Origin of the sequence: Rhodanobacter sp. C01, assembly GCF_002001045.1 — a bacterium.
Taxonomy (GTDB): domain Bacteria; phylum Pseudomonadota; class Gammaproteobacteria; order Xanthomonadales; family Rhodanobacteraceae; genus Rhodanobacter.
On record NZ_MUNR01000012.1, the window covers coordinates 447,163 to 470,020 of the forward strand.

The following is a 22,858-nucleotide window of genomic DNA, read 5'->3' on the forward strand; positions in this document are numbered from 1 at the left end:
GTGATCAGCCCTTCATGCTGTCGATGTCGGCGATATTGATCGTGCTGCGATTGCGGAACAGCAGCACCAGGATCGCCAGGCCGATGGCAGCTTCTGCCGCGGCCACGGTGAGGATGAAGAACACGAACACCTGCCCCGACACGTCGCCGAGGAAGCTCGAGAACGCCACGAAGTTCATGTTCACCGCAAGCAGCATCAGCTCGATCGACATTAGCAGCACGATCACGTTCTTGCGGTTGATGAACAGGCCGGCGACGGCGATGCAGAACAGCACCGCGCCGAGCACGATGTAGTGCGAGAGCGTGATCATGACTTGGACTCCTGCGGCGGGGCCGGCGTTTCGTCGACGGGACGCTCGGCCGCCATCTTCACGATGCGGACGCGATCACGCGGGCTGACCTTGACCTGCTGGCTGGCCGACTCGTAACGCGCGTCGCCGCGCTGGCGCAGGGTCAGTGCCACCGCCGCGACCACACCCACGGTGAGGATCAGTGCGGCGACCTCGAACGGCAGCAGATACTGCGTATACAACGCATGGCCCAGCCATGCCGTGTTGGACGTGCCCGCTGTAGCAGCCGGATCGGCCCCCATGACTTGCGTGTGCATCGCGCGCACGCCGATCAGGCCGAGCATCTCCACCAGCATCGCCGCCGCCACGATCAGGCCGATCGGCAGGAACTTCACGAAGCCCTCGCGCAGTTTCTCCTGGTCGAGGTCGAGCATCATCACCACGAACAGGAACAGCACCATCACCGCGCCGACATAGACCACGATCAGCGCCAGCGCCAGGAACTCGGCATCCAGCAGCATCCACAGGCAGGCGGCACTGAAGAACGTCAGCACCAGCGCCAGCACCGCATGCACGGTGTTCTTCAGCGTGATCACCGACAACGCGGCGGCCACGGTGACGAAGCCGAAGGCGTAGAAACAGATGAGTTGGAACAGTTGGGGATTCATCGTTGGCCTCAGCGGTACGCCGCGTCTTGCGCACGGTCGGCGGCAATCTGCAGCTCGAAGCGGTCGCCGATGGCCAGCAGCTGCTGCTTGGTCACCACGTTCTCGCCGCGATGCTCGAAGTGATACTCGTGGATGCTGGTCTCGACGATCGAATCGACCGGGCAGCTTTCTTCGCAGAAGCCACAGAAGATGCACTTGAACAAGTCGATGTCGTAGCGCGTAGTACGGCGCTGGCCGTCGCTCTCGCGCGGTGCCGAGTCGATCGTGATCGCCAGCGCCGGGCACACCGCCTCGCACAGCTTGCACGCGATGCAGCGCTCCTCGCCGTTCGCATAGCGGCGCAGCGCATGCAGGCCGCGGAAGCGGTTCGACTTCGGGATGTGCTCCATCGGATAGCGCACGGTGTACTTCGGCTTGAACATGTAACGCAGGGTCAGGCCCATGCCCTGGAACAGCTCGACCAGCAGCAGGCTCTTGAAATAATGGGTAATGCGGGACATGGCTTTCTTCAGACCCCCGTGCCGATGGTGACCAGGCCGTAGTACTTCATGCAGCCGGCCACGAGAACCCACACGATGGCGATGGGGATGAACACCTTCCAGCCCAGCCGCATGATCTGGTCATAGCGATAGCGCGGAAAGGTGGCGCGGAACCACAGGAACAGGAAGGCAAACAGGAACGCCTTGATGAACAGCCAGATGAAACCACCCTGCCCGATGAAGCCCCACGTATCGGGGAATGGCGACAACCAGCCGCCCATGAACAGGATCGCGGCCAGGAAGCTGACCAGGATCATGTTGGCGTATTCGGCCAGAAAGAAGATCGCGAAGGCCGAACCGGAGTATTCCACATGGAAGCCGGCGACGATTTCCGACTCGCCCTCGGCCACGTCGAACGGCGCGCGATTGGTCTCGGCCACGCCGGAGATGAAATAGATCACGAACACCGGCAGCAGCGGCAGCCAGAACCAGCCGAACAGACCCTTGTGACCCGCCTGTGCGTTGACGATGTCGGTCAAGTTCAACGAACCGGCCAGCACCAGCACGCAGACCAGGCACAGACCCATCGCCAGTTCATACGAGATCACCTGCGCCGCCGAACGCATCGCACCGAGCAGTGCATAGCGCGAGTTGGATGCCCAGCCGGCCAGGATGATGCCGTACACGCCCATCGAGGTCATCGCCAGCAGATACAGCACGCCGGCATTCGCGTTGGACAGCACCATCTTGCTGCTGAACGGAACCACGGCCCATGCCGCCAGCGCCGGGATCAGTGCCAGCAACGGCGCCAGGTAATACAGCGCCCGGTTCGCCTTGGTCGGCAGGATGACTTCCTTGATCAGCAGCTTGACCACGTCGGCGAACGCCTGCAGCAAGCCGAACGGACCGATCTTGTTCGGCCCCATGCGCACGTGCATCCAGCCGATGACCTTGCGCTCCCAGTACACGAACATCGCCACCGCGATGATCAGCGGCAACACGATGGCCACGATGTACAGCACCGGGATCAGGAGCTGATGGATAAGTTGATCAGCCATGATGCTTATGCCTTGCTCAAGGTGATGGCCGCGCCATACGGCGGCAGCGTGGCGGTGAGATCCTGGGCAGCCTCGATCCATGCCGCGCCATCCGGCACGGCCACATCGACGACCAGCGGCAGCAGCACGTCGCCGATGCGCGCCTGCGCACCGTGAACCAGACCGAGCCGCTGTGCCTCAGCCGCATTCAGACGTATCGCCGGGGCACGGTTGAGCGGATGGGCATTCAACGCGGTGGCACGGCGCAACACAGCATCGCCACGATAGATCGGCCAGGTGGCGAGACGGGTCAGTCCGGCGGCAGCCGCGCGTGCGGCCAGACCGCTGCGCGGCGCCACGGCACGTTCGCTGATGCCATCACGCAGACCAGCCAGGTCGTCGAACTCGAAACCGGCCAGTTGCAAGGCGCCACCCAGTGCACGCAACACCTTCCAGCCCGGACGGGCCTGACCGGGTGCCTTGGCACCGGCGCTGACACCCTGCGCCAGGCCATCGACATTGACCAGAGTCGCGTCGATCTCCGGCAGCAGAGCGATCGGCAGGATCACGTCGGCCACTTCGCGCAACGCGGCGCTGGCGTAGGCGCTGAACGCCACCACCTGCTCCGCACTGTGCAACGCCTTCAGGGTTGCCGCGCCATCGGCGAAATCGTGCGGCGGCTCGACGCCATACAGCACGTAGCTCTTGCGCGGCTGCGCCAGCACCGCCTGCGCGTCGAGCCCGCCGTTGCCAGGCAGCACGCCGAGCTTGGCGAGACCGACGGCATTCGCGCCAACCGGCAGTTCGTTGTAACCGGCACCGGTGGCGTCGGCGATGAAGCGGGCCAGCACACGCAGCCACGAGGCCTGCGGATGTGTGACCGCAGCTTCGCCGAGTATCACCACCGTACTACCCGACTTCAACGCAGCGATCGCGTCGCTGTCGCCCTGATCGTTCGACGCAGCATTGATCGCATCGGCCAGCGGCGCCGGTGCCGTTGCGCCGGCAGCCACGGCCGCCTTGGCCAGCGCCAGCAGCGCATCGACCAGCGCCTGCGGCGCGACGATCGATTCGCCGGCCAGGCTGTAATTGAAATCGAAGCTCGCCGGATTGACCGTGTAGACCTTGGCGCCCTTCTTCACCGCCTGATGCAGGCGATGATTGAGCAAGGGCATTTCGTGACGCAGATCGGAGCCGACCAGCAACGCAGCCTTGACCTGCGCGACGTCGGTAACCGGCAACGCGAAACTGCTGGCCACGGCATTGTCGGCAAAGTCGAGCTGACGCAGACGGTGATCGACGTGTGCGCTGCCCAGACCACGAGCCAGACGCATCAGCAGATCGCCCTCTTCGTTCGAGCTGGCCGGATGCACCAGGATGCCCAGCTCGCTGCCCGGTACCTTCTTCAGCGCTTCGCCGGCAAACTGCAGCGCATCTTCCCAGGTGGTCGTCTGCCACTGGCCGTTGCGCTTCACTTCCGGCGCATGGAGTCGGTCAGCCGCATACAGGCCCTGGTGGCTGTAGCGGTCGCGATCGGACAGCCAGCATTCGTTGATCGTTTCGTTGTCGCGCGGCACCGTGCGCAGCACCTCACCACGGCGCGTATGCAGCCACAGGTTGGAGCCGAGCGCGTCGTGGTAGGCGATCGACGGCTTGGCGATCAGCTCCCAGGCGCGTGCCTGGAACTGGAACGGCTTGTTGGTCAGCGCGCCGACCGGGCAGACGTCGACGATGTTGCCCGACAGCTCCGTCTCGATCGTCTTGCCGATATAGGTGCCGATCTGCAGGTTCTCACCACGATTCATGCCTCCCAGTTCGTAAGTGCCGGCAATCTCACTGGTGAAGCGCACGCAACGGGTGCACTGGATGCAGCGGGTCATCTCGGTGGCGACCAGCGGCCCGATGTTCTCGTCAGCGATGGTGCGCTTGCGCTCGGTGTAGCGCGACACGCTGCGGCCGTAACCCAGCGCCACGTCCTGCAGCTCGCACTCGCCGCCCTGATCGCAGATCGGGCAGTCGAGCGGATGGTTGATCAGCAGGAACTCCATCACGTCTTTCTGGAACTTCAGCGCCTTGTCCGAGCGCGTCATCACCTTCATGCCATCCGCTACCGGAGTAGCACACGCCGGCTGCGGCTTGGGCATCAGCTTGCCGCCCATCTCCACGTCGACCAGGCACATGCGGCAGTTCGCGGCGATCGGCAGCTTGCGGTGATAGCAGAAGCGCGGGATCGCGACGCCGATCGCGTCGGCCGCCTCGATGATCATCGCGCCCTTGCGGATCTGCGTGGGCTTGCCGTCGACCTCGATGTTGATCAGGTCGGGCGCGGCGTTGTTGCTGGGCTGCGCACTCATGCGGCAACTCCCTGGTTGGCTTCGGCCAGTTGGTCATCGACCATCGAGCGCCCGTGCTGCACGAAATATTCGAATTCATTCCAGAAACGCGCGAGGAAACCCTGCACCGGCCACGCGGCGGCTTCGCCGAATGCGCAGATGGTGTGGCCCTCGATCTGGCCGGCAATCGCCTTCAGGCGATGCAGGTCGTCCTGGGTGCCCTTGCCCTCGACGATGCGCGAGAGCACGCGGTACATCCAGCCGGTGCCTTCGCGGCACGGCGTGCACTGGCCGCAGGACTCCGCCATGTAGAACCGCGAGATGCGATGGCAGACCTTGACCATGCAGGTGGTCTCGTCCATCACGATCACCGCGCCGGAGCCGAGACCCGAGCCGGCCTTCTGCAGGCAGTCGTAGTCCATCGTGCTTTCCAGCATCACGTCGGCCGGCAGCACCTTCATCGAGGAACCGCCCGGGATCACCGCCTTGAGCTGGTTGCCGTTGCGCACGCCACCGGCCATCTCAAGCAGATCCTTGAACGAGGTGCCGAGACGGATCTCGAAGTTGCCCGGGTTATTGACGTGACCGGACACCGAGAAGATCTTCGGGCCGCCATTGTTCGGCTTGCCGAGATTGAGGAACCAGTCGGCGCCGTTGCGCAGGATTGCCGGCACCGAGGCATAGGTCTCGGTGTTGTTGATCGTTGTCGGTTTGCCATACAGGCCGAAGTTGGCCGGGAACGGCGGCTTGAAGCGCGGCTGGCCCTTCTTGCCTTCCAGCGATTCCATCAGCGCGGTTTCTTCGCCACAGATATAGGCACCCGCGCCAAGCGCATTGTGGATGTCCACGTCCAGCCCGGTGCCCTGGATGTTCTTGCCGAGCAGACCGGCCGCGTAGGCTTCCTTCAGCGCCGCTTCGAGATGTTCGAACGGCTCGTGATGGAATTCGCCACGCAGGTAGTTGTAGGCCACGGTCGAACCGGTACAGTAGCACGCGATCGCCAGACCCTCGATCACCGCATGCGGGTTGTAGCGCAGGATGTCGCGATCCTTCGCCGTGCCCGGCTCGGATTCGTCCGAGTTGCACAGGATGTACTTCTGCATCGTGCCTTTCGGCATGAACGACCACTTCAGACCGGTCGGGAAACCCGCGCCACCGCGACCGCGCAGGCTGCTCTTCTTGATTTCCTCGATCAGCGCGACCGGGTCGGGCTTCTCGGCGAGGATCTTCTTCCACGCCTTGTAGCCATCGACCTGCAGATAGCTGTCCATCGACCACGGCGTGTCGAAATGCAGCGTCGTGTAGACGACCTGGTGTTCCTGCGGGGCGGGTCCGACGGCCATTATTTCAACCCATCCAGAATTTCGTCGAGCTTCTCGGTAGTGAGACGCTCGTGGTAATGCCCATTCACCGTCATCGCCGGCGCGTACACGCAGGCAGCGATGCATTCCTCTTCCTGCTTCAGATAGATGCGGCCGTCCGGCGTGCTCTCGCCAGTCTTGATGCCGAGCTTCTTCTCGCAGTGGCGCACCAGACCTTCCGCGCCGTTGAGCCAGCACGAGATGTTGGTGCAGATCGCCACGTTATTGCGGCCGACCGGCTTGGTCTCCAGCATCGAGTAGAAGCTGGAAACCTCATACGCCCACACCGCCGGCAGGTCGAGGTACTTCGCGACCGCAGTGATCAGTTCGTCGGTGAGGAAGCCCTGGTTCTGCTCCTGCGCGGCAAACAAAGCCTGGATCAGCGCCGAGCGCTTGCGATCCGGCGGGAACTTGGCCACCCACTCATCGATGTGATGGCGGGTATGGTCGGTGAGTACGACGAGCGGATCGACGTTCCTGACCTGCTCGAAATGTCCGGTGGCTTTCATGCGTTTCTCCGTCGTGCCGGCTCAGCGATCCACTTCGCCGAACACGAGGTCATAGGTACCGATCATGGCCACCACGTCGGCGAGCATGTGGCCGCGCACGATGGTGTCCATGGATGACAGGTGGGCAAAACCCGGTGCGCGCAGGTGCACGCGAAACGGCTTGTTGGCGCCATCGGAAACCAGATAGCAGCCGAACTCGCCCTTCGGCGCCTCGACCGCGGCGTAGGTCTCGCCGGCCGGCACGCAATAGCCCTCGGTGAACAATTTGAAGTGATGGATCATGGCTTCCATGTCCTCCTTCATCTCGACCCGCGACGGCGGTGCGACCTTGAAGTTCTCCACCATCACCGGGCCGGGATTCGCCTTCAGCCACTTCACGCACTGCTGGATGATCCGGTTCGACTGGCGCATCTCTTCGACGCGGCACAGGTAACGGTCGTAGCAGTCGCCGCCGACGCCGACCGGGATGTCGAAATCCATCTCGGCGTACTTCGCATACGGCTGCTTCTTGCGCAGATCCCACTCGACGCCCGAACCGCGCAGCATCACGCCGGTCATGCCCCACTGCTGGGCCAGCTCCGGGCTGATCACGCCGATACCGACAGTGCGCTGCTTCCAGATGCGGTTGTTCGTCAGCAGGTCTTCGTACTCGTCCACCTTCGACGGGAAGTCGCTGGTGAACGCCTCGAGATAGTCCAGCATCGAACCTTCGCGCCAGCTGTTCAGGCGCTTGAGGTCGTTGCCCTTGTGCCAGGGCGACTCGCGGTATTGCGACATCTGCGCCGGCAGGTCGCGGTAGACGCCGCCGGGACGGTAGTAGGTCGCGTGCATGCGCGCGCCCGACACCGCCTCGTACACGTCCATCAGTTCCTCGCGCTCACGGAACGCATAGAGGAACACCGCCATCGCACCGAGATCGAGCGCGTTCGAGCCGATCCACATCAGGTGGTTCAGGATGCGGGTGATCTCGTCGAACATGGTGCGGATGTATTGCGCCCGTTCCGGCGCCTCGATCCCCAGCAGGTTCTCGATCGCCTTCACATAAGCGTGCTCGTTGCACATCATCGAGACGTAGTCGAGCCGGTCCATGTAACCGATCGACTGGTTGAACGGCTTGGACTCGGCCAGCTTCTCGGTGCCACGATGCAGCAGGCCCACGTGCGGATCGGCGCGGATGATGGTCTCGCCGTCCATCTCCATGATCAGGCGCAGCACGCCGTGCGCGGCCGGATGCTGCGGGCCGAAGTTCATCGTGTAGTTGCGAATTTCTTGCACGATCAGTTCCTCTGCCAATCGTCGGCCGCTTCGGCCTTGGCCTGCATCAGGTCGGCATCGTTGCGGATGGTGCGCGGTACCAGCACGCGCGGCTCGATCGACACCGGCTCGTAGATCACCCGCTTCTGCTCAGGGTCGTAGCGCACCTCGACATTGCCGATCAGCGGGAAGTCCTTGCGGAACGGATGGCCGACGAAACCATAGTCGGTCAGGATGCGGCGCAGGTCCGGATGGCCATCGTAGATGATGCCGTACAGGTCGAACGCCTCGCGCTCGAACCAGTTCACACCCGGCCACACCTGGGTCAGCGACGGCACCACCGGCATGCTGTCGTCCGCGCAGAACACGCGCAGGCGCAGACGACGATTGTGTTCGATCGACAACAGATGGACCACCGAGGCAAAGCGACGCGGCTCGTTGTCGCCACGCGGACGCTGGGCCCAGTCGAAGCGACCCATCGCCTGGCCTTCCACGCCACGCGAGAAGCCGGTCCATGAGATATCGGTCGTATCCCACTCGGTCTGGCCGTAGCCGAGGTAGTCTACGCCGCACAGGTCGATCAGCTCGCTGAAACGGAAGCCTGGCTCGTCGCGCAACGCGGTGGCCACCGCGATCAGGTCGGCAGCGGCCAGTTCGGCGGTGATTTCGTTGCGCTGGGTGCTGATCATCAGCGTGTCGCCGAATCGCGCAGCGAGGCGTTCGGCCAGCGAGGTCGCAGGTGTGTCGGACATATCAGGGCCTCACGAACGCGCGATGGTGCTGGTGCGGCGGATCTTCTTCTGCAACTGCAGGATGCCGTGGATCAATGCTTCGGCCGTCGGCGGGCAGCCCGGCACGTAGATGTCCACCGGCACGATGCGATCGCAACCGCGCACCACCGAATAGGAATAGTGGTAATAACCACCGCCGTTCGCGCAGCTGCCCATCGAGATCACCCACTTCGGCTCGGGCATCTGGTCGTAGACCTTGCGCAGCGCCGGGGCCATCTTGTTGACCAGGGTGCCGGCCACGATCATCACGTCGGACTGACGCGGGCTGGGACGGAAGATCACGCCGTAGCGGTCCAGATCCAGTCGCGCCGCGCCGGCATGCATCATCTCGACCGCGCAGCACGCCAGGCCGAACGTCATCGGCCACATCGAGCCGGTACGCGCCCAGTTCATCAACTCGTCCATGCGCGCCGTGGCGAAGCCGCGCTGCACCAGCGGGCTGTCGCCACCGGGCCGCAGGATGTCGTCGACGACATCGACCGGCGGCGGGTTGTGCATCGTCCGGCTGATGGAATCGATCACTCCCATTCCAGCGCTCCCTTCTTCCACACGTAGGCAAAACCGATGACCAGCAGCAGCAGGAACAGCGCCATCTCGACCAGCGCGACGATGCCGATCTGCTGGAACACCACCGCCCACGGAAACAGGAAGGCGATTTCCAGATCGAAAATGATGAACAGGATGGCGAGCAGGTAGTAGCGCACGTCGAAGCGCATGCGCGCATCTTCGAATGCCTCGAAGCCACACTCGTAGGGAGCGAGCTTCTCCGCCTCGGGACGGCTAGGCCCCACCAGCAGACCGACGGCCAGCAACACCAGGCCAAGGCCGGTGGCTACGCCGATGAACAACAGAACGGGCCAGTATTCGGCAAGCACGATGCAACTTACCTCCGCGCCATCAGGCGCATCAGTGACCGTGGGGCTTGATCCAGCAACTCACGGTCCGGCGACTTCGATTCGGCAGGGCTGTGGGGCCATGGGCTGCTCAACCACGCATGCAGGCATGAAACCGCAAACGTCCGATGTTCCGCGAGATGAGTTCGCGAATCTCGCCATTGTATCAGCGCGCATGGGTACAACGACAAGCCTTGACGGCCGATGCCATGCGGATTATCGCCATGCATTGCAGCCATGGCGTGACGGTGCCGTCACATGGTGTGGGTAGCGCGCTCTGAATTGAGCGTACCGGCAAGGATGTTCTCGATGCGACTGCGCGCAGCTTCGGCGTCGCTCGACTCGTTGAAGTGGACGCCGATCCCGGCGGTGCGGTTTCCCTGTGCGCCCAGCGGACTGATCCAGACCACCTTGCCGACCACTGAAAGTCGCTCGGTTTCCTCGGCCAGGGTCACCAGCAGTACCACCTCGTCGCCCAGCGAATAGGCCTGTGCGGTCGGCGCGAACAGACCGCCATGCTTGAGGAACGGCATGTACGCGTTGTACAGCGACGCCGCATCCTTGATTTTCAGTGAAATGATGCCCTGACGGGCGCCCATGGGTTTCATGCTGGCTCCTGCCGGGCGATCCCGCCGCCCGATCGATGGTATTGATCTTAGACGCTGCCACCCGTTGGCACCACTGCTGCGGCACCGTCACGGCATGGCCTGCCCTTCGTGACAGCCTTACGCGCTGTCGGACTGGCCCGTCAGCAGCGACTGCCGCTCGCTCACCAGCCGTGCCCACGAGGCTGGCGGTACCCAGCCGGTGACCCACGCCGGCACCGCCTCGGCAGCCAGCGGCCGGGAAATCGAGAAGCCCTGCAGCTGGTGGCAGCCGAGCGAGGCAAGCAGGTCGCCCTGCTCCGCCGTCTCGACGCCTTCGGCAATCACCGTCTTGGCCAGCATGCGTGCGGTGGTGATGACGCCTGCGGCAATCGCCATGTTGCGCTCGTCACTGAGAATGTCGCGCACGAAACTCTGGTCGAGCTTGATGTGCTCGATATCCAGCTGCTGGATATGACTCAGCGACGCGCTGCCCGTGCCGAAATCGTCCAGTCCGACGCGGATACCTCGTCGCCGGCACTCCTCGATGACGGCTTTCGCATGGGCATGATCCATCGAGGGGCCGGTCTCGGTCACCTCGATGCCGAAGCCCACATCCATCACGTCCGGATAGGTGTCGAGCACGGCGTCGATATCGCTGAAAAACGCCGGATGCAGCAGGTGGCGGGTGCTGATGTTGACCGAGACCGGGATCGACATGCCCTCGTGCATCCAGGCCTGGCACCGCCGCAAAGCCTCGTCCAGCACATAGCGACCAATCGGTCGCGCCAGCTGGGGGTCGTCAAGCACATGCATGAAACTGGCAGGCTCGATCAGCTCCTGTCCAGTGTCATTCAGGCGCAACAACGCCTCCATCCCCGCCACCCCGTGCAGGCCGGGAAGACCGTCGATGAACACGATCGGCTGGAACATCAGCTGCAGGTGCGACTGCTGCAATGCCTGCGCAATCCGCTCACGCATCGCCTGCAGGCGCAGTTGCTCCATTTCCATCACCGGCTCGTACAACGCGCCCCGGTCCTTGCCGGCTTCCTTTGCCGCATACATCGCCAGATCAGCATGCCGCACCAACCCCTCGGCATCGGACTGGTCGAGCGGGAACAGGGTCCAGCCGACGCTGGCGGACAGGTAGAGCTGCTCGCTCATCAGGTTGAACGGTGCGCGCAGTGCCTGCAGGATGCAGCGACTGATCACATCAAGCTGCTCTCGGCTGTCGAGACCGGAAATCACCAGTGCGAACTCGTCACCACCAAAGCGCGCCAGCACGTCAGCTTCACGCAACATGCCCAGGATCCGGGCAGCAGCCTCGGCCAGCACGCGGTCACCGCCGGCGTGCCCGATCGTATCGTTGACGCTCTTGAAGCGGTCGAGATCAAGCACGCCGACGGCGAGCTGCGAGTTCTGGCTGCTGGCCCGTGCCCGCGCCTGTTCAAGCATCTCGAACAGCAGACGCCGGTTCGGCAGTCCGGTGACCACGTCGTAGAAGGCCAGTCGCTCGACCCGGGCCTCATGCATCTTCTGCTCGGTGATGTCGCGCTGTTGCCACAAACGTCCCTGTGCCACGCCATCGACCCTGATCGGCACGAAGTCGCGCAGGAAGATGCGATTGCCCTGCATCGATACCTCTTCGCCCTCGACCGGTTCGCCCCGGGCCAGGATTTGCTGGATCCGGGCCCATTCACGTTCGGGATCCTCATACGCCGACTTCAGGCGGCCGTACATGCTGGCAGCCGGCTGACCCTCCAGTTCAGCCGGTGTTTCGGACAACCCGAACAGCGTGCAAAAGGCCTCGTTCGCAAACTTCACCCGGTTGTCTTCGGAAACCACCAGGATGCCGGTGTACTGTGTGGACAGGATGGTGCGGAAATGCTGCAGGGTGAGCCGCAGATTCTGTTCTGCCGCAACACGGGCTGCGTGTGCACGCTGCATCTGGATGCCGAGGCCAAGCTCGACCGTCATCTCCGAAAAAACCTCGACTTCGATGGTACTGAAGGCATCTGCCCCGGCCGCGGCGATCACGAACACACCGATGATCGCTCCGTCGACCCGCAACGGCAGAGCCAGCACCGCGTGCAACCTCGTCATGCCAGCCACGAACGGCCAGTCCACGCGACCCGATGAAAGCCGACGACTGATTCGTGCCTGTCCGGTTGCCATGGCGATCACGGCCGCATCGTGGACACGCCCGGCATCGTCCAGATCGAGCTTGGTGTCCGTACCGATACTGGCGTCCAGTCCATCTTGGGCGCACAAATGCACGATGGTGCGGGAACCTTCCTGCAGCAAACCTATCCAGGCCGCCCGGTACCCACCGATACGCCGTGCGGCACGACATGCTTCGGCCAGCAATGCCGGCTCGTCCACGCTGTGCGTGGCCAGCTTGATCATTTCACCGAGCAGTCGCAGCGCGTAGCGCTGTCGCGCCTCGTCCTGTGCTGACTGCAGCAGCCGCATCCGCTGTCCATGCGCCTCCAGTCCCAGCCCGATGCTTGCCGCGACCTGCTGCAGCAGATCGATCATCTGCGGGGAAAAGAAACTGGCGCGGGAGGAACGTATCGCGAGCGCAGCACACACCTCACCGAATTTCAGTACCGGTACCGCAGCTGCTGCCGCGATGCCGTGTCGCACGTACGCAGGACGGAGCATCTCCAGATCCTGCACATGCCGGATATCGGTTTCCACCTGGGGGGCACCTTGCCAGAACGCCGGTCGCGCGACGGTGAACGACATGCTTTCGGGATAGATATCCTCCGTGCCGGGAGCTACCCGCGCCGGCGCGATCCGTCGGAACCGCCTGCTTTCGCGATCCAGCTCACCCACCATCGCGAAGCGTGCGCCGATCCGGCGCTCGAGCACCTCGACGACTGCCTCGTAAAGCACCGGCGGATCGAGCGAGCGGACCAGCAACTGTCCGATCTCGGACAGCGCCGCATAGAAGCTCTCGCTGGATGCGACAGCTGCTTCGGCACCGATCTGCGTCGAATTCTGATCCCGATTGTGCATGCTCTGACCAGCCAGTGGATGGAATCGGCCGCTACTGCCTCGACCTGCCACATCTGTGATCGCCCGGATTCATTGCTGGCTTTGATGACGCTTCCGACACCGGCGGCAACCAGGTCACCCTGCCGACCTGTCCGACCATCACTCAGCTGCCCCTGATTCCCCTTTCCGTCAAGCTAGCCCTGTCCATCGACCTATGCAAGAGCGGAATCATGCGCGTGGTTGATCGACCTGCAATTCGCACCAGCCCCAGTGATCGAATATCCATGGTGACTGCAGGGTTGATGCCAGCCTGGCGAACTGCGGCTGGCCGGCCATGCCATGCGCTGGCGAGACCCAGTAATCACCACGGGAGTCACGCGACAGCGGCGCATCATGCCAACGCCAACTCTGTGCACCCATCGTGCTGACCAGGCTCAGGCGCAACCACGGCAGCAACCAGAAGGGTGGCCGCCACGGCAGCACCGGCGATGATGACGCCGGCGCAGCATAACGCTCGGGCCGCGCAGCCAGCAGGCGCATGCGACGACCGCTCAAGGCCATCTGGCTGCCGTGCGCCGTGAGTGCCATCTGCTTGGTCGCCACTTGCCCAGGTGGACTGCCAAGTTCGATGAATCCGGCGTCACGGGCCTGACCATGCACCAGGTAGGTCAGCAATCGCGGCGCATCGGACTGTCGCGCCAGGGCCAATCGAACCAGCACATGCGCGGCACCATGATCGGGATGACGATCGTCGATCGAGGGCAACGCGATCAGATCGGGGCGGAATCGGCTTATCGCCGCAGCCAGCAAAGACACAGCCACAGCATCTGGCTGCAGCAGACAGTCGGCAAGACCCATGTCGGGCCAGCCCATGCTTTCCAGCGCCGACGCCGGCAACCCGAGCCGCTGCAGCGCCTGCAGCATCTCCGCATGGCGACGCTGCCCCCAGCGTCGCCGATCGGCATCACCAATTCGCAAACGCCGTTCCAGCCAGCGTTGTGGCCACGGATTGTTGTCACCGCGGGTCAGCAGCAGGATCCGGACGTCACCGCCGGCTGCACGTACCTGCTGGATCAGCAGGCCGGTGGCGATGGTTTCGTCATCCGGATGCGGCGCCACCACCAGCAAGCGGGTCTTTTCGGAAAATGGTGGCAACCCGGGTATTGCCGCCCCCCGCAGTGCGCGCATGGCAGCTTCGGTCAGCGCCATTGCGCCAGCAGTTCCAGCAACAACAGATCGCCGCGCAGCGGACCGCGCAGCCCTTCGCGGGTGCGATTGGCCGCGTTGTACCAATGACCCAGTGCCTCGACGTCCAGTGCACTGGCCAACGGCCCGGTACTTGCGGTAGCTCGCGCCTTGATTTCATCCGCGGTGGCCTGGGCCGCAAACCACAACCGCTGTGCCGGCTCGCTGTCCAGCCAGCGCTTGACCACCTCGGTCGGCTGGCCGCGACCAGCGGCCAGCGCAGCGAGATCCTTGCGTACTTCCAGCCGCCGATCGAGTGCGCCCTCCTGGGCCCAGGCGCGTGCCTGGCCGGGATTGCCGCTCGCAGCAGTCAGTGCAACTGAAGCCTCGTGGACACCTTCAGCCTGCAACCATGCCAATGCTTCGGCGGTTGCCGGCAACTGAAACTCGATCCGCTGGCAACGACTGCGGATGGTCTGCGGCATCCGCCATGGCGCATCGGCGAGCAGCAGCAGCATGGTCTGCTCCGATGGCTCCTCCAGCGTCTTCAGCAAGGCGTTGGCGGCCGCGGTATTCATCGCGTCGGCTGGATCGATCGTGGCTACCTGCCAGCCACCGAACTGGCTGCGCATGGCCAGCCGCGCCGACAATTCACGGATCTGCTCGACCACGATCTCGCTGCGCTGCACGCCGTCCTTGCGCAGGCCCAGGCTCGACGCGATCACATCCGGATGCGTACCGGCCATCGCCAGCAGGCAGCTGCGGCAATTGCCACAAGCATCACCGTCGATCGGTCGCTCGCACAACAACCCGCGGACGAAGCGCTGGGCGAATGCACGCTTGCCGAGACCGGCTGGCCCGCACAGCAACAACGCATGCGGCAGCGCGTCGCGCTGGCGCCGTGCCTGCAAGCGTTGCCAGTGCTCCGCATGCCAGGGCATCGCGCTCATGCGGTTGCCTCGAACAGATGAGCCAACGCGGCCAGCGCCGCCTTCAGCACAGCCGCTGGCGACTGGCTGGCATCGATCATGCGGAAACGAGCCGGCTCGGCAGCAGCGCGCTCACGGTACGTCGTGCGCACGCGCTCGAAGAAACTGTCGGCCTCCACCTCGATGCGGTCGGCATCGCCACGGCCAGCCGCCCGGGCACGCCCGGTCGCCACCGACAGATCGAGCAACAGGGTCAGATCCGGCTTGACGCCGGCACAGGCCCACTGTTCCAGCTCGGCGATGCGCGATTCCGGCTGGCCGCGGCCGCCGCCCTGATAGGCGTAGCTGGCGTCGGCAAAACGGTCGCACAGCACCCACTGGCCCGCATGCAGGGCTGGCTCGATCACTTCGCGCACCAATTGCGCGCGCGAAGCAAACATCAGCAGCAATTCAGTCTCGGCAGCCAACTCGCGCCGTTCCGGATCAAGCACGATGGCGCGCACGGCTTCACCGACCCGGGTACCGCCGGGTTCGCGTGTCTGCACCAGGGCGATGCCATGCTGTTCGATGCATTCCCGCAGCCCGGCCAGCAGGGTGCTCTTGCCGGCACCCTCGCCACCTTCGAGGCTGATGAATTTTCCGCGTACCGCGCTCATGGACAATGTTTCCGCTGGTAACAGTCGACGTTACGATTGTGTTCCTCCAGCGTGCTGGAAAACGCATGGGCGCCGTCACCACGGGCAACAAAATAGAGGTCGGTGCCGGGCGCCGGGTGCAGGGCCGCCAGCAGCGCCGGCTTGCCCGGCAGCGCGATCGGCGTCGGCGGCAGACCCGGTCGGGTATAGGTGTTGTAAGGCGTGTCGGTGGTGAGATCGGTCTTGTGGATATTGCCGGTGTAGCTCGCACCCATACCGTAGATCACGCTGGGGTCGGTCTGCAGCAACATGTGATTTTCCAGGCGCCGCACGAACACGCCGGCGATCCGTGCACGCTCATCGGCGCGACCAGTTTCCTTTTCCACGATCGAGGCCAGGATCAGTGCATCGTACGGCGTGGCCAAAGGCAAATCCTTGTCACGGGCAGGCCATAGCGCATCGAGCGTCCTGAGCATGTCGGCGTGCGCGCGCTTGAGGATGTCCAGATCGCTGTCGCCTTTCACATAGGCATAGGTCTCCGGCAGGAAGCGCCCTTCCGGCGCTTCACCGGGAGCACCGATCTTCTGCATGATCGTTGCATCGTCCAGACTGGCACTGTTGTGATCAAGCTTGTCGGCCTTGGCCAGCGCCTGGCGCAGATCCGCGAAGGTCCAGCCGTCGACGATGGTAAAATTGCGCTGCAGCACCTTGCCGGCCGCCATGTTGGCGAGCAGCTGGCGCGGCGTGATGCCGACGGCCAGTGCGTACTCACCGGCATGCAGCTTGCCGGCCACGCGCATCTGCTCGGCCAGCAGTCGCCAGTACAGCGGATTGACCGTGCTCAGCTTGCGCTGGCTCAGCTCACCGACGATGTTCCTGAAGCTGGTGCCGCGACCGATATCGATGCTCTCCCCCTGCGCAGTCACCTGCAGCGGCGCATTGCTGAAACGGTTGAAGTCATTCCAGCCATACAAAAGCGCACCGGCGATCGCCAACAGCACAAGCAGCACCCATGGCCATGCGCGTCCGCGTATCGATCGGTGACTCATCCGTCCTGCTCCATCGAAAAACCGAGATTGTGCCAGTGCAGTTGCAGCTGGCGCGTGAGTGCGCCTGGCGCATACGACTGCTCACCCAGTGAATGTACCGGCACGATGCCGCGCACGCTCGAGCTAAGAAAGACCTCGCTCGCGCCCAGCAACGCATCCAGTGTCAGTTCGCCCACCTGTGCCTGCGGATAGGTCGCCAGCACTTCGGCACGGGCCACGCCAGCCACACCGCAGCGATCGAGTGCCGGCGTCAGGAGTACACCATCGACCACCGCAAACAGGTTGGCCATGGTCGCCGAAATCACCCGGTCGTGACTATCGCAGAGCACACCCTCGGCGATCGCCGGATCGTTCCATTCGGCACGCGCCAGCACCTGTTCAAGCCGGTTCAGATGTTTCATACCTGCCAACAGCGGCTGTTCGGCCAAACGGAGATCGCAGACACGCATGCGCACGCCGTGCACATACGCCGAATCCACGACCTGCGGCGGTGCGAAGGCCGCCACCACACGCATCGGTCGCGGCAATGCCGGCAACGCATAACCGCGCTCGCCGACACCACGAGTGACCGTGATGCGCAGCACCGACTGCGGCATGTCGTGGATGGCGACCAAGGCTTCGCGCCACAACTGCACCGTATCGGGCACCGGTATCCGCAGGCGTGCGCAGCTTTCGTCAAGTCGCCGCATATGGCGCGGCCACAGGGGTGCCACGGCACCGACGAAACGGATGCTCTCGAACAGGCCATCGCCATAGGCCAGGCCGCGATCCAGTGCCGGAACCTGATCGGCCGGCGCGCCGTCGATCAGCATGCGCGCGGCCATCAGTCCGGTACTCCCAGCGCATGCAATAGCCCACGGGCCTTGGCGCGGGTTTCATCCAGTTCCAGCGCGGCCAGCGAATCAGCGACGATGCCAGCACCCGCACGCAGGCTGACTTCATTGCCGATCAGGGTCAGGGTGCGGATCAGGATGTTCAAGTCGAGGTCACCGTTGCGATCGAGGTAGCCCAGCGCGCCGGTATAGGCGCCACGCGGCGCATCTTCCAGTGCGGCAATGATTTCCATGCAGCGCACCTTGGGACAACCGGTGATGGTACCGCCGGGAAAGGTGGCGGCAATGACTTCACCGGGCGTCACTTCGGCACGCAGTCGGCCTCGTACATTGGAGACAATGTGGTGAACGTGGGCATAACTCTCCACCGCCATCAATTCGTCGACCTCGACCGTACCCGGCACGCAGACGCGACCGAGGTCGTTGCGCTCCAGGTCGATCAGCATCACATGTTCGGCGCGCTCCTTGGGATGCGCGCTCAATTCACGGATGCGTGCCAGCTCATCATCACCCGGCAGCCGTGGCCGCGTACCGGCGATCGGCCGGGTCTGCGCCACGCCACGGCGCACTTCGACCAGCCGTTCCGGCGAGGAACTCACCACCGACCATCCTGGTTGCTGCAACAGGCCGGCAAACGGCGCCGGATTGGCCCGGCGCAGCACGTCATACAACGTGGCCGGCGTAGGCATCTGCGCGTAACGTGCCCGCCAGGCTCGTGACAGGTTCACCTGGAAAATATCGCCAGCGTGCAAGTGATCGTGGATACGGTTCACGCCGTCGAGGAAGCGTTGCGGCGCGTCCTCATCCCAGGCGACCAGCACCGGCAATGACGGGATCGGCGGTGCGGCAGCAAGATCCGACTCCAGCGCATCAAGCAGATCCTCATGCCCGGATTCGGCAAGAAGGATCGTGCAATCCCGCGCATGATCGACGATCACCGCCGCTGGGCAGCGCACTGCCAGTGCCACCGGCAACGCCGATGGCGGTCGCAGCTTCAGCCTTGGCTCGATCTCGCCAGCCAGTTCGTACGCCAACAGCAAGACCCAGCCACCATGGAACGGCAGCTCATCGTTGTCTGGCGGCAATCGTTCGGCTTGCCAGGCTGCGTCCAGCGTATCGAGAAAGCGCCCTGCACGTGCATTGCCTGCGCCATCACACAAACGACCGTCCGCGTGCAGCGTGAGCCGATCACCCGGAAACGCGAACAAGATGTCGTAACGCGATTGCGCAGTACCGCGCACCACGCTTTCGAGCAGACACGGATAACGTTCCGGAAACGAAGCGGCCGGCGCGAGCAAATCGCGCCGGCCGGCCAAGGTACGCCGATGGCAGGTCACGCCTGATCGATCAGTCAAACGCGACGGAATGCCAGCGTGCCGTTGGTGCCGCCAAAGCCGAACGAGTTGGAGATCACCACGTCGAGCTTCGCTTCGCGTGCGATATGCGGCACAAAGTCCAGATCGCAGCCTTCGCTTGGCTCGTCCAGGTTGATCGTCGGTGGCAGTACCTGGTCGCGCAGGGCCAGGATGCTGAAGATGGCCTCGACGCCACCGGCTGCACCGAGCAGATGGCCGGTGGTCGATTTGGTCGAGCTCATCGCCAGCTTGTAGGCGTGATCACCGAACACCTTCTTCGCCGCCATCACTTCGCCCAGATCGCCGAGCGGCGTGGAGGTGCCGTGTGCGTTGACGTACTGCACGTCGGTAGGATTGAGGCCGGCATCGTTCAGCGCGGTCTGCATGCAGCGTGCTGCGCCTTCGCCACCCTCACTCGGCGCGGTCATGTGGAACGCGTCGCCGCTCATGCCGAAACCGACCAGCTCGGCGTAGATGCGCGCGCCGCGGGCCTTGGCGTGTTCGTATTCTTCCAGCATCAGCACGCCAGCACCGTCGGACAGCACGAAACCGTCGCGATCCTTGTCCCACGGGCGGCTGGCCTTGGTCGGCTCGTCGTTGCGGGTGGACATCGCCTTGGCCGAGCAGAAGCCCGCCATCGCGGTACCTGTGGTGGCGAACTCGGCGCCGCCGGCGATCATCGCGTCGGCATCGCCGTACTGGATCATTCGCGCGGCCAGACCAATGTTGTGCGCGCCCGTGGTGCATGCGGTGACGCAGGCGATGTTCGGACCTTTCAGGCCGAACATGATCGAGAGCTGGCCCGAGGCCATGTTGATGATCGAGCTGGGCACGTAGAACGGCGACACCCGGCGCGGGCCCTTGGCGGCCAGCTCAAGCGTGGTGGCTTCGATCGTGTACAGACCGCCGATACCGGCGCCGACGGCCACACCGATGCGCGGTGCGTTTGCCTCGGTCACTTCCAGTCCGGAGTCGCGCAAGGCCTGGGTACCCGCTGCCACGCCGTAGTGGATGAACGGGTCCATCTTCTTGACGTCCTTCACCGGCATCCACTGTGCCGGGTCGAAACCGCTGACCTGGCCGGCAATGCGCGTGGAATAAGCGGAGGTGTCGAAATGGGTGACCGGGCCGATTCCGCTGATGCCCTTCAGGACACGCTCCCAGGCGGTGGCGAGTTCGTTGCCGACCGGCGAGATGATGCCCATGCCGGTCACTACCACACGTCGCTTGCTCATGCTGATCTTCCTTCGTGATTCCGTAAACCCGCCGCAGGCAGATGCCTTGCAGCACGGATCGTAGATACGTCACCCACCTCGACAGGGCGCATCCTGCGCACCATACGGGGTCGGACGTTACAAATTGCAGAAACGAAAACTGCGCCAAAAAGGCGCAGCATTCGTTATCGCTGTGTGGATCGACTGGCCCGCAGAGTGCCGGCCAGTCAGGCGCACAGCGATCAATGGCGTACCGATCAATCCTTGGAGTGGGCCTTGATGTAATCAACAGCCTGCTGCACGGTGGTGATCTTCTCAGCGTCTTCGTCGGGAATCTCGGTCTCGAACTCTTCCTCGAGCGCCATCACCAGTTCCACCGTGTCCAGCGAATCTGCGCCCAGATCGTCCACGAACGAAGCGTTCGCCGTGACTTCATCTTCCTTCACGCCCAACTGCTCGATGACGATTTTCTTGACGCGCTCTTCGATGGTGCTCATGTTGCCCATACCTCTCAAGGTGTAATTGTTTGTCTGTGCCGGCGCTAGTTGCCTGCAAAAGGCCGGCCGCATTGTAGTGGCTAAACCGCGAGGCCGCCACGATCCACCGGTGATACCAGAGCGCACGGTCCCTGGGGGACCGACGCGAAAGGGCAATTGTCGCCTAAAACGAGCCCGCTGGCGACAACTGCCTGCGCAGGCCCTACGGCATATACATGCCACCGTTGACGTGCAGGGTTTCGCCCGTGATGTAGGCCGCCGCTGGCGAAGCCAGGAAACCCACCGCCTTGGCGATGTCCGCTACCTCACCGAGCCGGCCCAGGGCGATCTGGCCGAGCAGCGCCTGCTTCGACTCTTCGGGCAACGCGCGGGTCATGTCGGTATCGATGAAGCCCGGCGCAACCACATTGACGGTGATCCCGCGCGTGCCGATTTCGCGCGCCAGCGACTTGGAGAACGCGATGATGCCGGCCTTCGCCGCCGCGTAATTCGCTTGGCCCGGATTGCCGGTGAGTCCGATCACCGAGGCGATCGAGATGATGCGGCCCTTGCGCGCCTTCATCATCCCGCGCATCACCGCCTTGGAGGTGCGGTAAACCGAGCTGAGGTTGGTGTCGAGGATGACGTTCCAGTCTTCTTCGCGCATGCGCATCAACAGCTGGTCGCGGGTGATGCCGGCATTGTTGACAAGGATCGACACCGCGCCGAATTCCTTCGCGATGCTGTCGACCAGCGCGTCGACCGCGGCGCTGTCGGTGACATTCAGCACGCGACCATGGCCACCATGTGCCGCCAGTCGATCACCGATCGCCGCAGCACCGCTTTCGCTGGTCGCGGTGCCGATCACGGTGGCGCCCATCGCCGCCAGTTCGTCGGCAATCGCCGCACCGATACCGCGGCTGGCGCCGGTGACCAGCGCGATTTCACCTTGCAGTGGGTTGCTCATCTGTAGAGGTTCCTGACATTCAATCAATAGAAGAAATCATGCGTGTCGCGGGAAGGTCACGCCCACTCGGCGAGCGCAGCATCCAGTTCGGTCGGCGCACCGATCGCGCGCGCCTCGAACGTCTTGTCGATGCGCTTGATCAGGCCGCTCAGCACCTTGCCAGGGCCACACTCCGCGATGCGGGTAGCCCCACCCGCAGCCAGCGCCTGCACGCACTCGGTCCAGCGCACCGGCAGGTACAGCTGGCGCTGCAACGCGCCACGAATCTCCTCGACCGTGTCGTAGCTGCGTGCCTCGGCGTTCTGCACTACCGGAATGCGCGGCAACTGCCAGTCGATGGATGCCATCCGCTCACCCAATCGGTCGGCCGCCTCGCGCATCAATGCGCAATGCGATGGCACCGAGACGGCCAGCTTGATCGCCTTCTTCACACCCAGCTCGGCGAGCCGTGCCAGCGCGCGATCGACCGCCTCGGCATTGCCGGCGATCACCAGCTGACCGGGCGAATTGAAGTTGGCCGGCGACACGACCTGCCCCTGCGCGACTTCCTCGCACACGGCAGCAATCTGCGCGTCGTCACCACCGAGGATCGCCGCCATCGCGCCGACGCCGGCCGGCACGGCTGCCTGCATCAGCCGGCCTCGTTCAGCCACCAACGCCGCCGCGTCATGCAACGACAGTGCACCAGCACAGACCAACGCGCTGTATTCGCCCAGGCTGTGACCGGACAACTGCGCCGGTTGCACACCACCCAGCTTCTGCCAGACCCGCCACACCGCCACGCTCGCGGCGAGCAGTGCCGGCTGGGTGTTCTCGGTGCGGTTGAGCTGGTCTTCCGGTCCGTGCGCGCTCAAGTTCCACAGATCGAGTCCAGCGCCCTGCGAGGCCTCAGCAAACGTCGCCTGGACTTCGGCATGTGCGGCAGCCAGTTCGGCCAGCATGCCGAGCGACTGCGAACCCTGACCGGGGAAAACGAAAGCGAGCGAAGCAGAGGTTGAACTCATGGATGCGCAGATC

The 22,858-nt window shown here is 63.9% G+C and carries 23 protein-coding genes; all 23 read right to left on the reverse strand.

Annotation, left to right across the window (positions count from 1 at the left end; translation table 11 throughout):
* Positions 1-4: 4 nt before the first annotated feature.
* Positions 5-310, reverse strand: coding sequence for an NADH-quinone oxidoreductase subunit NuoK (gene nuoK / locus B0E50_RS13615; protein ID WP_077441835.1), 306 nt, complete (start codon positions 308-310; stop codon positions 5-7).
* Complete coding sequence (locus tag B0E50_RS13620; protein ID WP_077441836.1) at positions 307-957, reverse strand: NADH-quinone oxidoreductase subunit J; 651 nt, start codon at positions 955-957, stop codon at positions 307-309. Before B0E50_RS13620 ends, nuoK begins: the two co-directional genes overlap by 4 nt.
* A gap of 8 nt (positions 958-965) precedes the next feature.
* Positions 966-1,457 carry an NADH-quinone oxidoreductase subunit NuoI gene (nuoI, locus tag B0E50_RS13625; RefSeq protein WP_077441837.1) on the reverse strand — a complete coding sequence of 164 codons (492 nt, stop codon included), beginning with the start codon at positions 1,455-1,457 and terminating at the stop codon, positions 966-968.
* 8 nt (positions 1,458-1,465) lie between these two features.
* The gene (nuoH, locus tag B0E50_RS13630) at positions 1,466-2,494 is read right to left on the reverse strand and encodes an NADH-quinone oxidoreductase subunit NuoH (RefSeq protein WP_077441838.1); all 1,029 of its coding nucleotides are present in this window, start codon (positions 2,492-2,494) and stop codon (positions 1,466-1,468) included.
* A gap of 5 nt (positions 2,495-2,499) precedes the next feature.
* A complete protein-coding gene (gene nuoG / locus B0E50_RS13635; RefSeq protein ID WP_077441839.1) occupies positions 2,500-4,827 on the reverse strand; it encodes an NADH-quinone oxidoreductase subunit NuoG in 2,328 nt (775 codons plus the stop codon).
* Positions 4,824-6,149, reverse strand: a complete 1,326-nt coding sequence (gene nuoF / locus B0E50_RS13640; protein WP_077441840.1) for an NADH-quinone oxidoreductase subunit NuoF — start codon at positions 6,147-6,149, stop codon at positions 4,824-4,826. Before nuoF ends, nuoG begins: the two co-directional genes overlap by 4 nt.
* Entirely contained in the window at positions 6,149-6,676 is a 528-nt protein-coding gene (nuoE, locus tag B0E50_RS13645; RefSeq protein WP_077441841.1) for an NADH-quinone oxidoreductase subunit NuoE, read from the reverse strand. The genes nuoF and nuoE overlap by 1 nt, the downstream gene beginning before the upstream one ends.
* A gap of 21 nt (positions 6,677-6,697) precedes the next feature.
* Entirely contained in the window at positions 6,698-7,927 is a 1,230-nt protein-coding gene (locus B0E50_RS13650) for an NADH-quinone oxidoreductase subunit D (RefSeq protein ID WP_254427297.1), read from the reverse strand.
* Positions 7,928-7,953: 26 nt separating this feature from the next.
* Positions 7,954-8,682 (reverse strand): NADH-quinone oxidoreductase subunit C, encoded by a 729-nt coding sequence (locus B0E50_RS13655; protein ID WP_077441842.1) that lies wholly within the window; start codon positions 8,680-8,682, stop codon positions 7,954-7,956.
* Positions 8,683-8,691: 9 nt separating this feature from the next.
* Positions 8,692-9,249, reverse strand: a complete 558-nt coding sequence (locus B0E50_RS13660) for an NADH-quinone oxidoreductase subunit B (RefSeq protein WP_077441843.1) — start codon at positions 9,247-9,249, stop codon at positions 8,692-8,694.
* Positions 9,240-9,596, reverse strand: coding sequence for an NADH-quinone oxidoreductase subunit A (ndhC, locus tag B0E50_RS13665; RefSeq protein WP_077441844.1), 357 nt, complete (start codon positions 9,594-9,596; stop codon positions 9,240-9,242). The genes B0E50_RS13660 and ndhC overlap by 10 nt, the downstream gene beginning before the upstream one ends.
* 272 nt (positions 9,597-9,868) lie before the next feature.
* Entirely contained in the window at positions 9,869-10,222 is a 354-nt protein-coding gene (locus tag B0E50_RS13670) for a PilZ domain-containing protein (protein WP_077441845.1), read from the reverse strand.
* 117 nt (positions 10,223-10,339) lie between these two features.
* Complete coding sequence (locus tag B0E50_RS13675) at positions 10,340-13,219, reverse strand: EAL domain-containing protein (protein ID WP_077441846.1); 2,880 nt, start codon at positions 13,217-13,219, stop codon at positions 10,340-10,342.
* A 207-nt stretch (positions 13,220-13,426) separates the two neighbouring features.
* Positions 13,427-14,386: a PIG-L family deacetylase gene (locus B0E50_RS13680; protein ID WP_139350873.1), complete on the reverse strand. Its 960-nt coding sequence runs from the start codon at positions 14,384-14,386 to the stop codon at positions 13,427-13,429.
* 11 nt (positions 14,387-14,397) lie between these two features.
* On the reverse strand, positions 14,398-15,333 hold the full coding sequence (gene holB, locus B0E50_RS13685) for a DNA polymerase III subunit delta' (RefSeq protein ID WP_077441848.1): 936 nt from the start codon (positions 15,331-15,333) through the stop codon (positions 14,398-14,400).
* On the reverse strand, positions 15,330-15,968 hold the full coding sequence (gene tmk, locus B0E50_RS13690) for a dTMP kinase (RefSeq protein WP_077441849.1): 639 nt from the start codon (positions 15,966-15,968) through the stop codon (positions 15,330-15,332). The genes holB and tmk overlap by 4 nt, the downstream gene beginning before the upstream one ends.
* On the reverse strand, positions 15,965-16,996 hold the full coding sequence (mltG, locus tag B0E50_RS13695; RefSeq protein WP_077441850.1) for an endolytic transglycosylase MltG: 1,032 nt from the start codon (positions 16,994-16,996) through the stop codon (positions 15,965-15,967). Before mltG ends, tmk begins: the two co-directional genes overlap by 4 nt.
* The gene (gene pabC, locus B0E50_RS13700; RefSeq protein ID WP_077441851.1) at positions 16,993-17,820 is read right to left on the reverse strand and encodes an aminodeoxychorismate lyase; all 828 of its coding nucleotides are present in this window, start codon (positions 17,818-17,820) and stop codon (positions 16,993-16,995) included. The genes mltG and pabC overlap by 4 nt, the downstream gene beginning before the upstream one ends.
* The gene (locus B0E50_RS13705; RefSeq protein ID WP_077441852.1) at positions 17,820-19,166 is read right to left on the reverse strand and encodes an aminodeoxychorismate synthase component I; all 1,347 of its coding nucleotides are present in this window, start codon (positions 19,164-19,166) and stop codon (positions 17,820-17,822) included. Before B0E50_RS13705 ends, pabC begins: the two co-directional genes overlap by 1 nt.
* A gap of 14 nt (positions 19,167-19,180) precedes the next feature.
* Positions 19,181-20,419, reverse strand: a complete 1,239-nt coding sequence (fabF, locus tag B0E50_RS13710) for a beta-ketoacyl-ACP synthase II (RefSeq protein WP_077441853.1) — start codon at positions 20,417-20,419, stop codon at positions 19,181-19,183.
* Between the two features lie 236 nt (positions 20,420-20,655).
* Positions 20,656-20,895, reverse strand: coding sequence for an acyl carrier protein (gene acpP, locus B0E50_RS13715; protein WP_007805185.1), 240 nt, complete (start codon positions 20,893-20,895; stop codon positions 20,656-20,658).
* Positions 20,896-21,097: 202 nt separating this feature from the next.
* On the reverse strand, positions 21,098-21,841 hold the full coding sequence (gene fabG / locus B0E50_RS13720) for a 3-oxoacyl-ACP reductase FabG (RefSeq protein ID WP_077441854.1): 744 nt from the start codon (positions 21,839-21,841) through the stop codon (positions 21,098-21,100).
* A 56-nt stretch (positions 21,842-21,897) separates the two neighbouring features.
* Positions 21,898-22,845 carry an ACP S-malonyltransferase gene (fabD, locus tag B0E50_RS13725; RefSeq protein ID WP_077442015.1) on the reverse strand — a complete coding sequence of 316 codons (948 nt, stop codon included), beginning with the start codon at positions 22,843-22,845 and terminating at the stop codon, positions 21,898-21,900.
* Positions 22,846-22,858 lie beyond the last annotated feature (13 nt).

Coding starts and splice junctions, on each gene's coding strand:
- mltG (WP_077441850.1), bottom strand. CDS start 16,996: ATGAGTCACCGATCGATACGCGGACGCGCATGGCCATGGGTGCTGCTT.
- pabC (WP_077441851.1), bottom strand. CDS start 17,820: ATGGCCGCGCGCATGCTGATCGACGGCGCGCCGGCCGATCAGGTTCCG.
- tmk (WP_077441849.1), bottom strand. CDS start 15,968: ATGAGCGCGGTACGCGGAAAATTCATCAGCCTCGAAGGTGGCGAGGGT.
- B0E50_RS13660 (WP_077441843.1), bottom strand. CDS start 9,249: ATGGGAGTGATCGATTCCATCAGCCGGACGATGCACAACCCGCCGCCG.
- holB (WP_077441848.1), bottom strand. CDS start 15,333: ATGAGCGCGATGCCCTGGCATGCGGAGCACTGGCAACGCTTGCAGGCA.
- acpP (WP_007805185.1), bottom strand. CDS start 20,895: ATGAGCACCATCGAAGAGCGCGTCAAGAAAATCGTCATCGAGCAGTTG.
- nuoE (WP_077441841.1), bottom strand. CDS start 6,676: ATGAAAGCCACCGGACATTTCGAGCAGGTCAGGAACGTCGATCCGCTC.
- B0E50_RS13670 (WP_077441845.1), bottom strand. CDS start 10,222: ATGAAACCCATGGGCGCCCGTCAGGGCATCATTTCACTGAAAATCAAG.
- B0E50_RS13680 (WP_139350873.1), bottom strand. CDS start 14,386: ATGCGCGCACTGCGGGGGGCGGCAATACCCGGGTTGCCACCATTTTCC.
- nuoG (WP_077441839.1), bottom strand. CDS start 4,827: ATGAGTGCGCAGCCCAGCAACAACGCCGCGCCCGACCTGATCAACATC.
- fabG (WP_077441854.1), bottom strand. CDS start 21,841: ATGAGCAACCCACTGCAAGGTGAAATCGCGCTGGTCACCGGCGCCAGC.
- B0E50_RS13655 (WP_077441842.1), bottom strand. CDS start 8,682: ATGTCCGACACACCTGCGACCTCGCTGGCCGAACGCCTCGCTGCGCGA.
- B0E50_RS13650 (WP_254427297.1), bottom strand. CDS start 7,927: ATGAACTTCGGCCCGCAGCATCCGGCCGCGCACGGCGTGCTGCGCCTG.
- nuoH (WP_077441838.1), bottom strand. CDS start 2,494: ATGGCTGATCAACTTATCCATCAGCTCCTGATCCCGGTGCTGTACATC.
- B0E50_RS13620 (WP_077441836.1), bottom strand. CDS start 957: ATGAATCCCCAACTGTTCCAACTCATCTGTTTCTACGCCTTCGGCTTC.
- nuoI (WP_077441837.1), bottom strand. CDS start 1,457: ATGTCCCGCATTACCCATTATTTCAAGAGCCTGCTGCTGGTCGAGCTG.
- nuoF (WP_077441840.1), bottom strand. CDS start 6,149: ATGGCCGTCGGACCCGCCCCGCAGGAACACCAGGTCGTCTACACGACG.
- B0E50_RS13675 (WP_077441846.1), bottom strand. CDS start 13,219: ATGCACAATCGGGATCAGAATTCGACGCAGATCGGTGCCGAAGCAGCT.
- nuoK (WP_077441835.1), bottom strand. CDS start 310: ATGATCACGCTCTCGCACTACATCGTGCTCGGCGCGGTGCTGTTCTGC.
- fabF (WP_077441853.1), bottom strand. CDS start 20,419: ATGAGCAAGCGACGTGTGGTAGTGACCGGCATGGGCATCATCTCGCCG.
- fabD (WP_077442015.1), bottom strand. CDS start 22,845: ATGAGTTCAACCTCTGCTTCGCTCGCTTTCGTTTTCCCCGGTCAGGGT.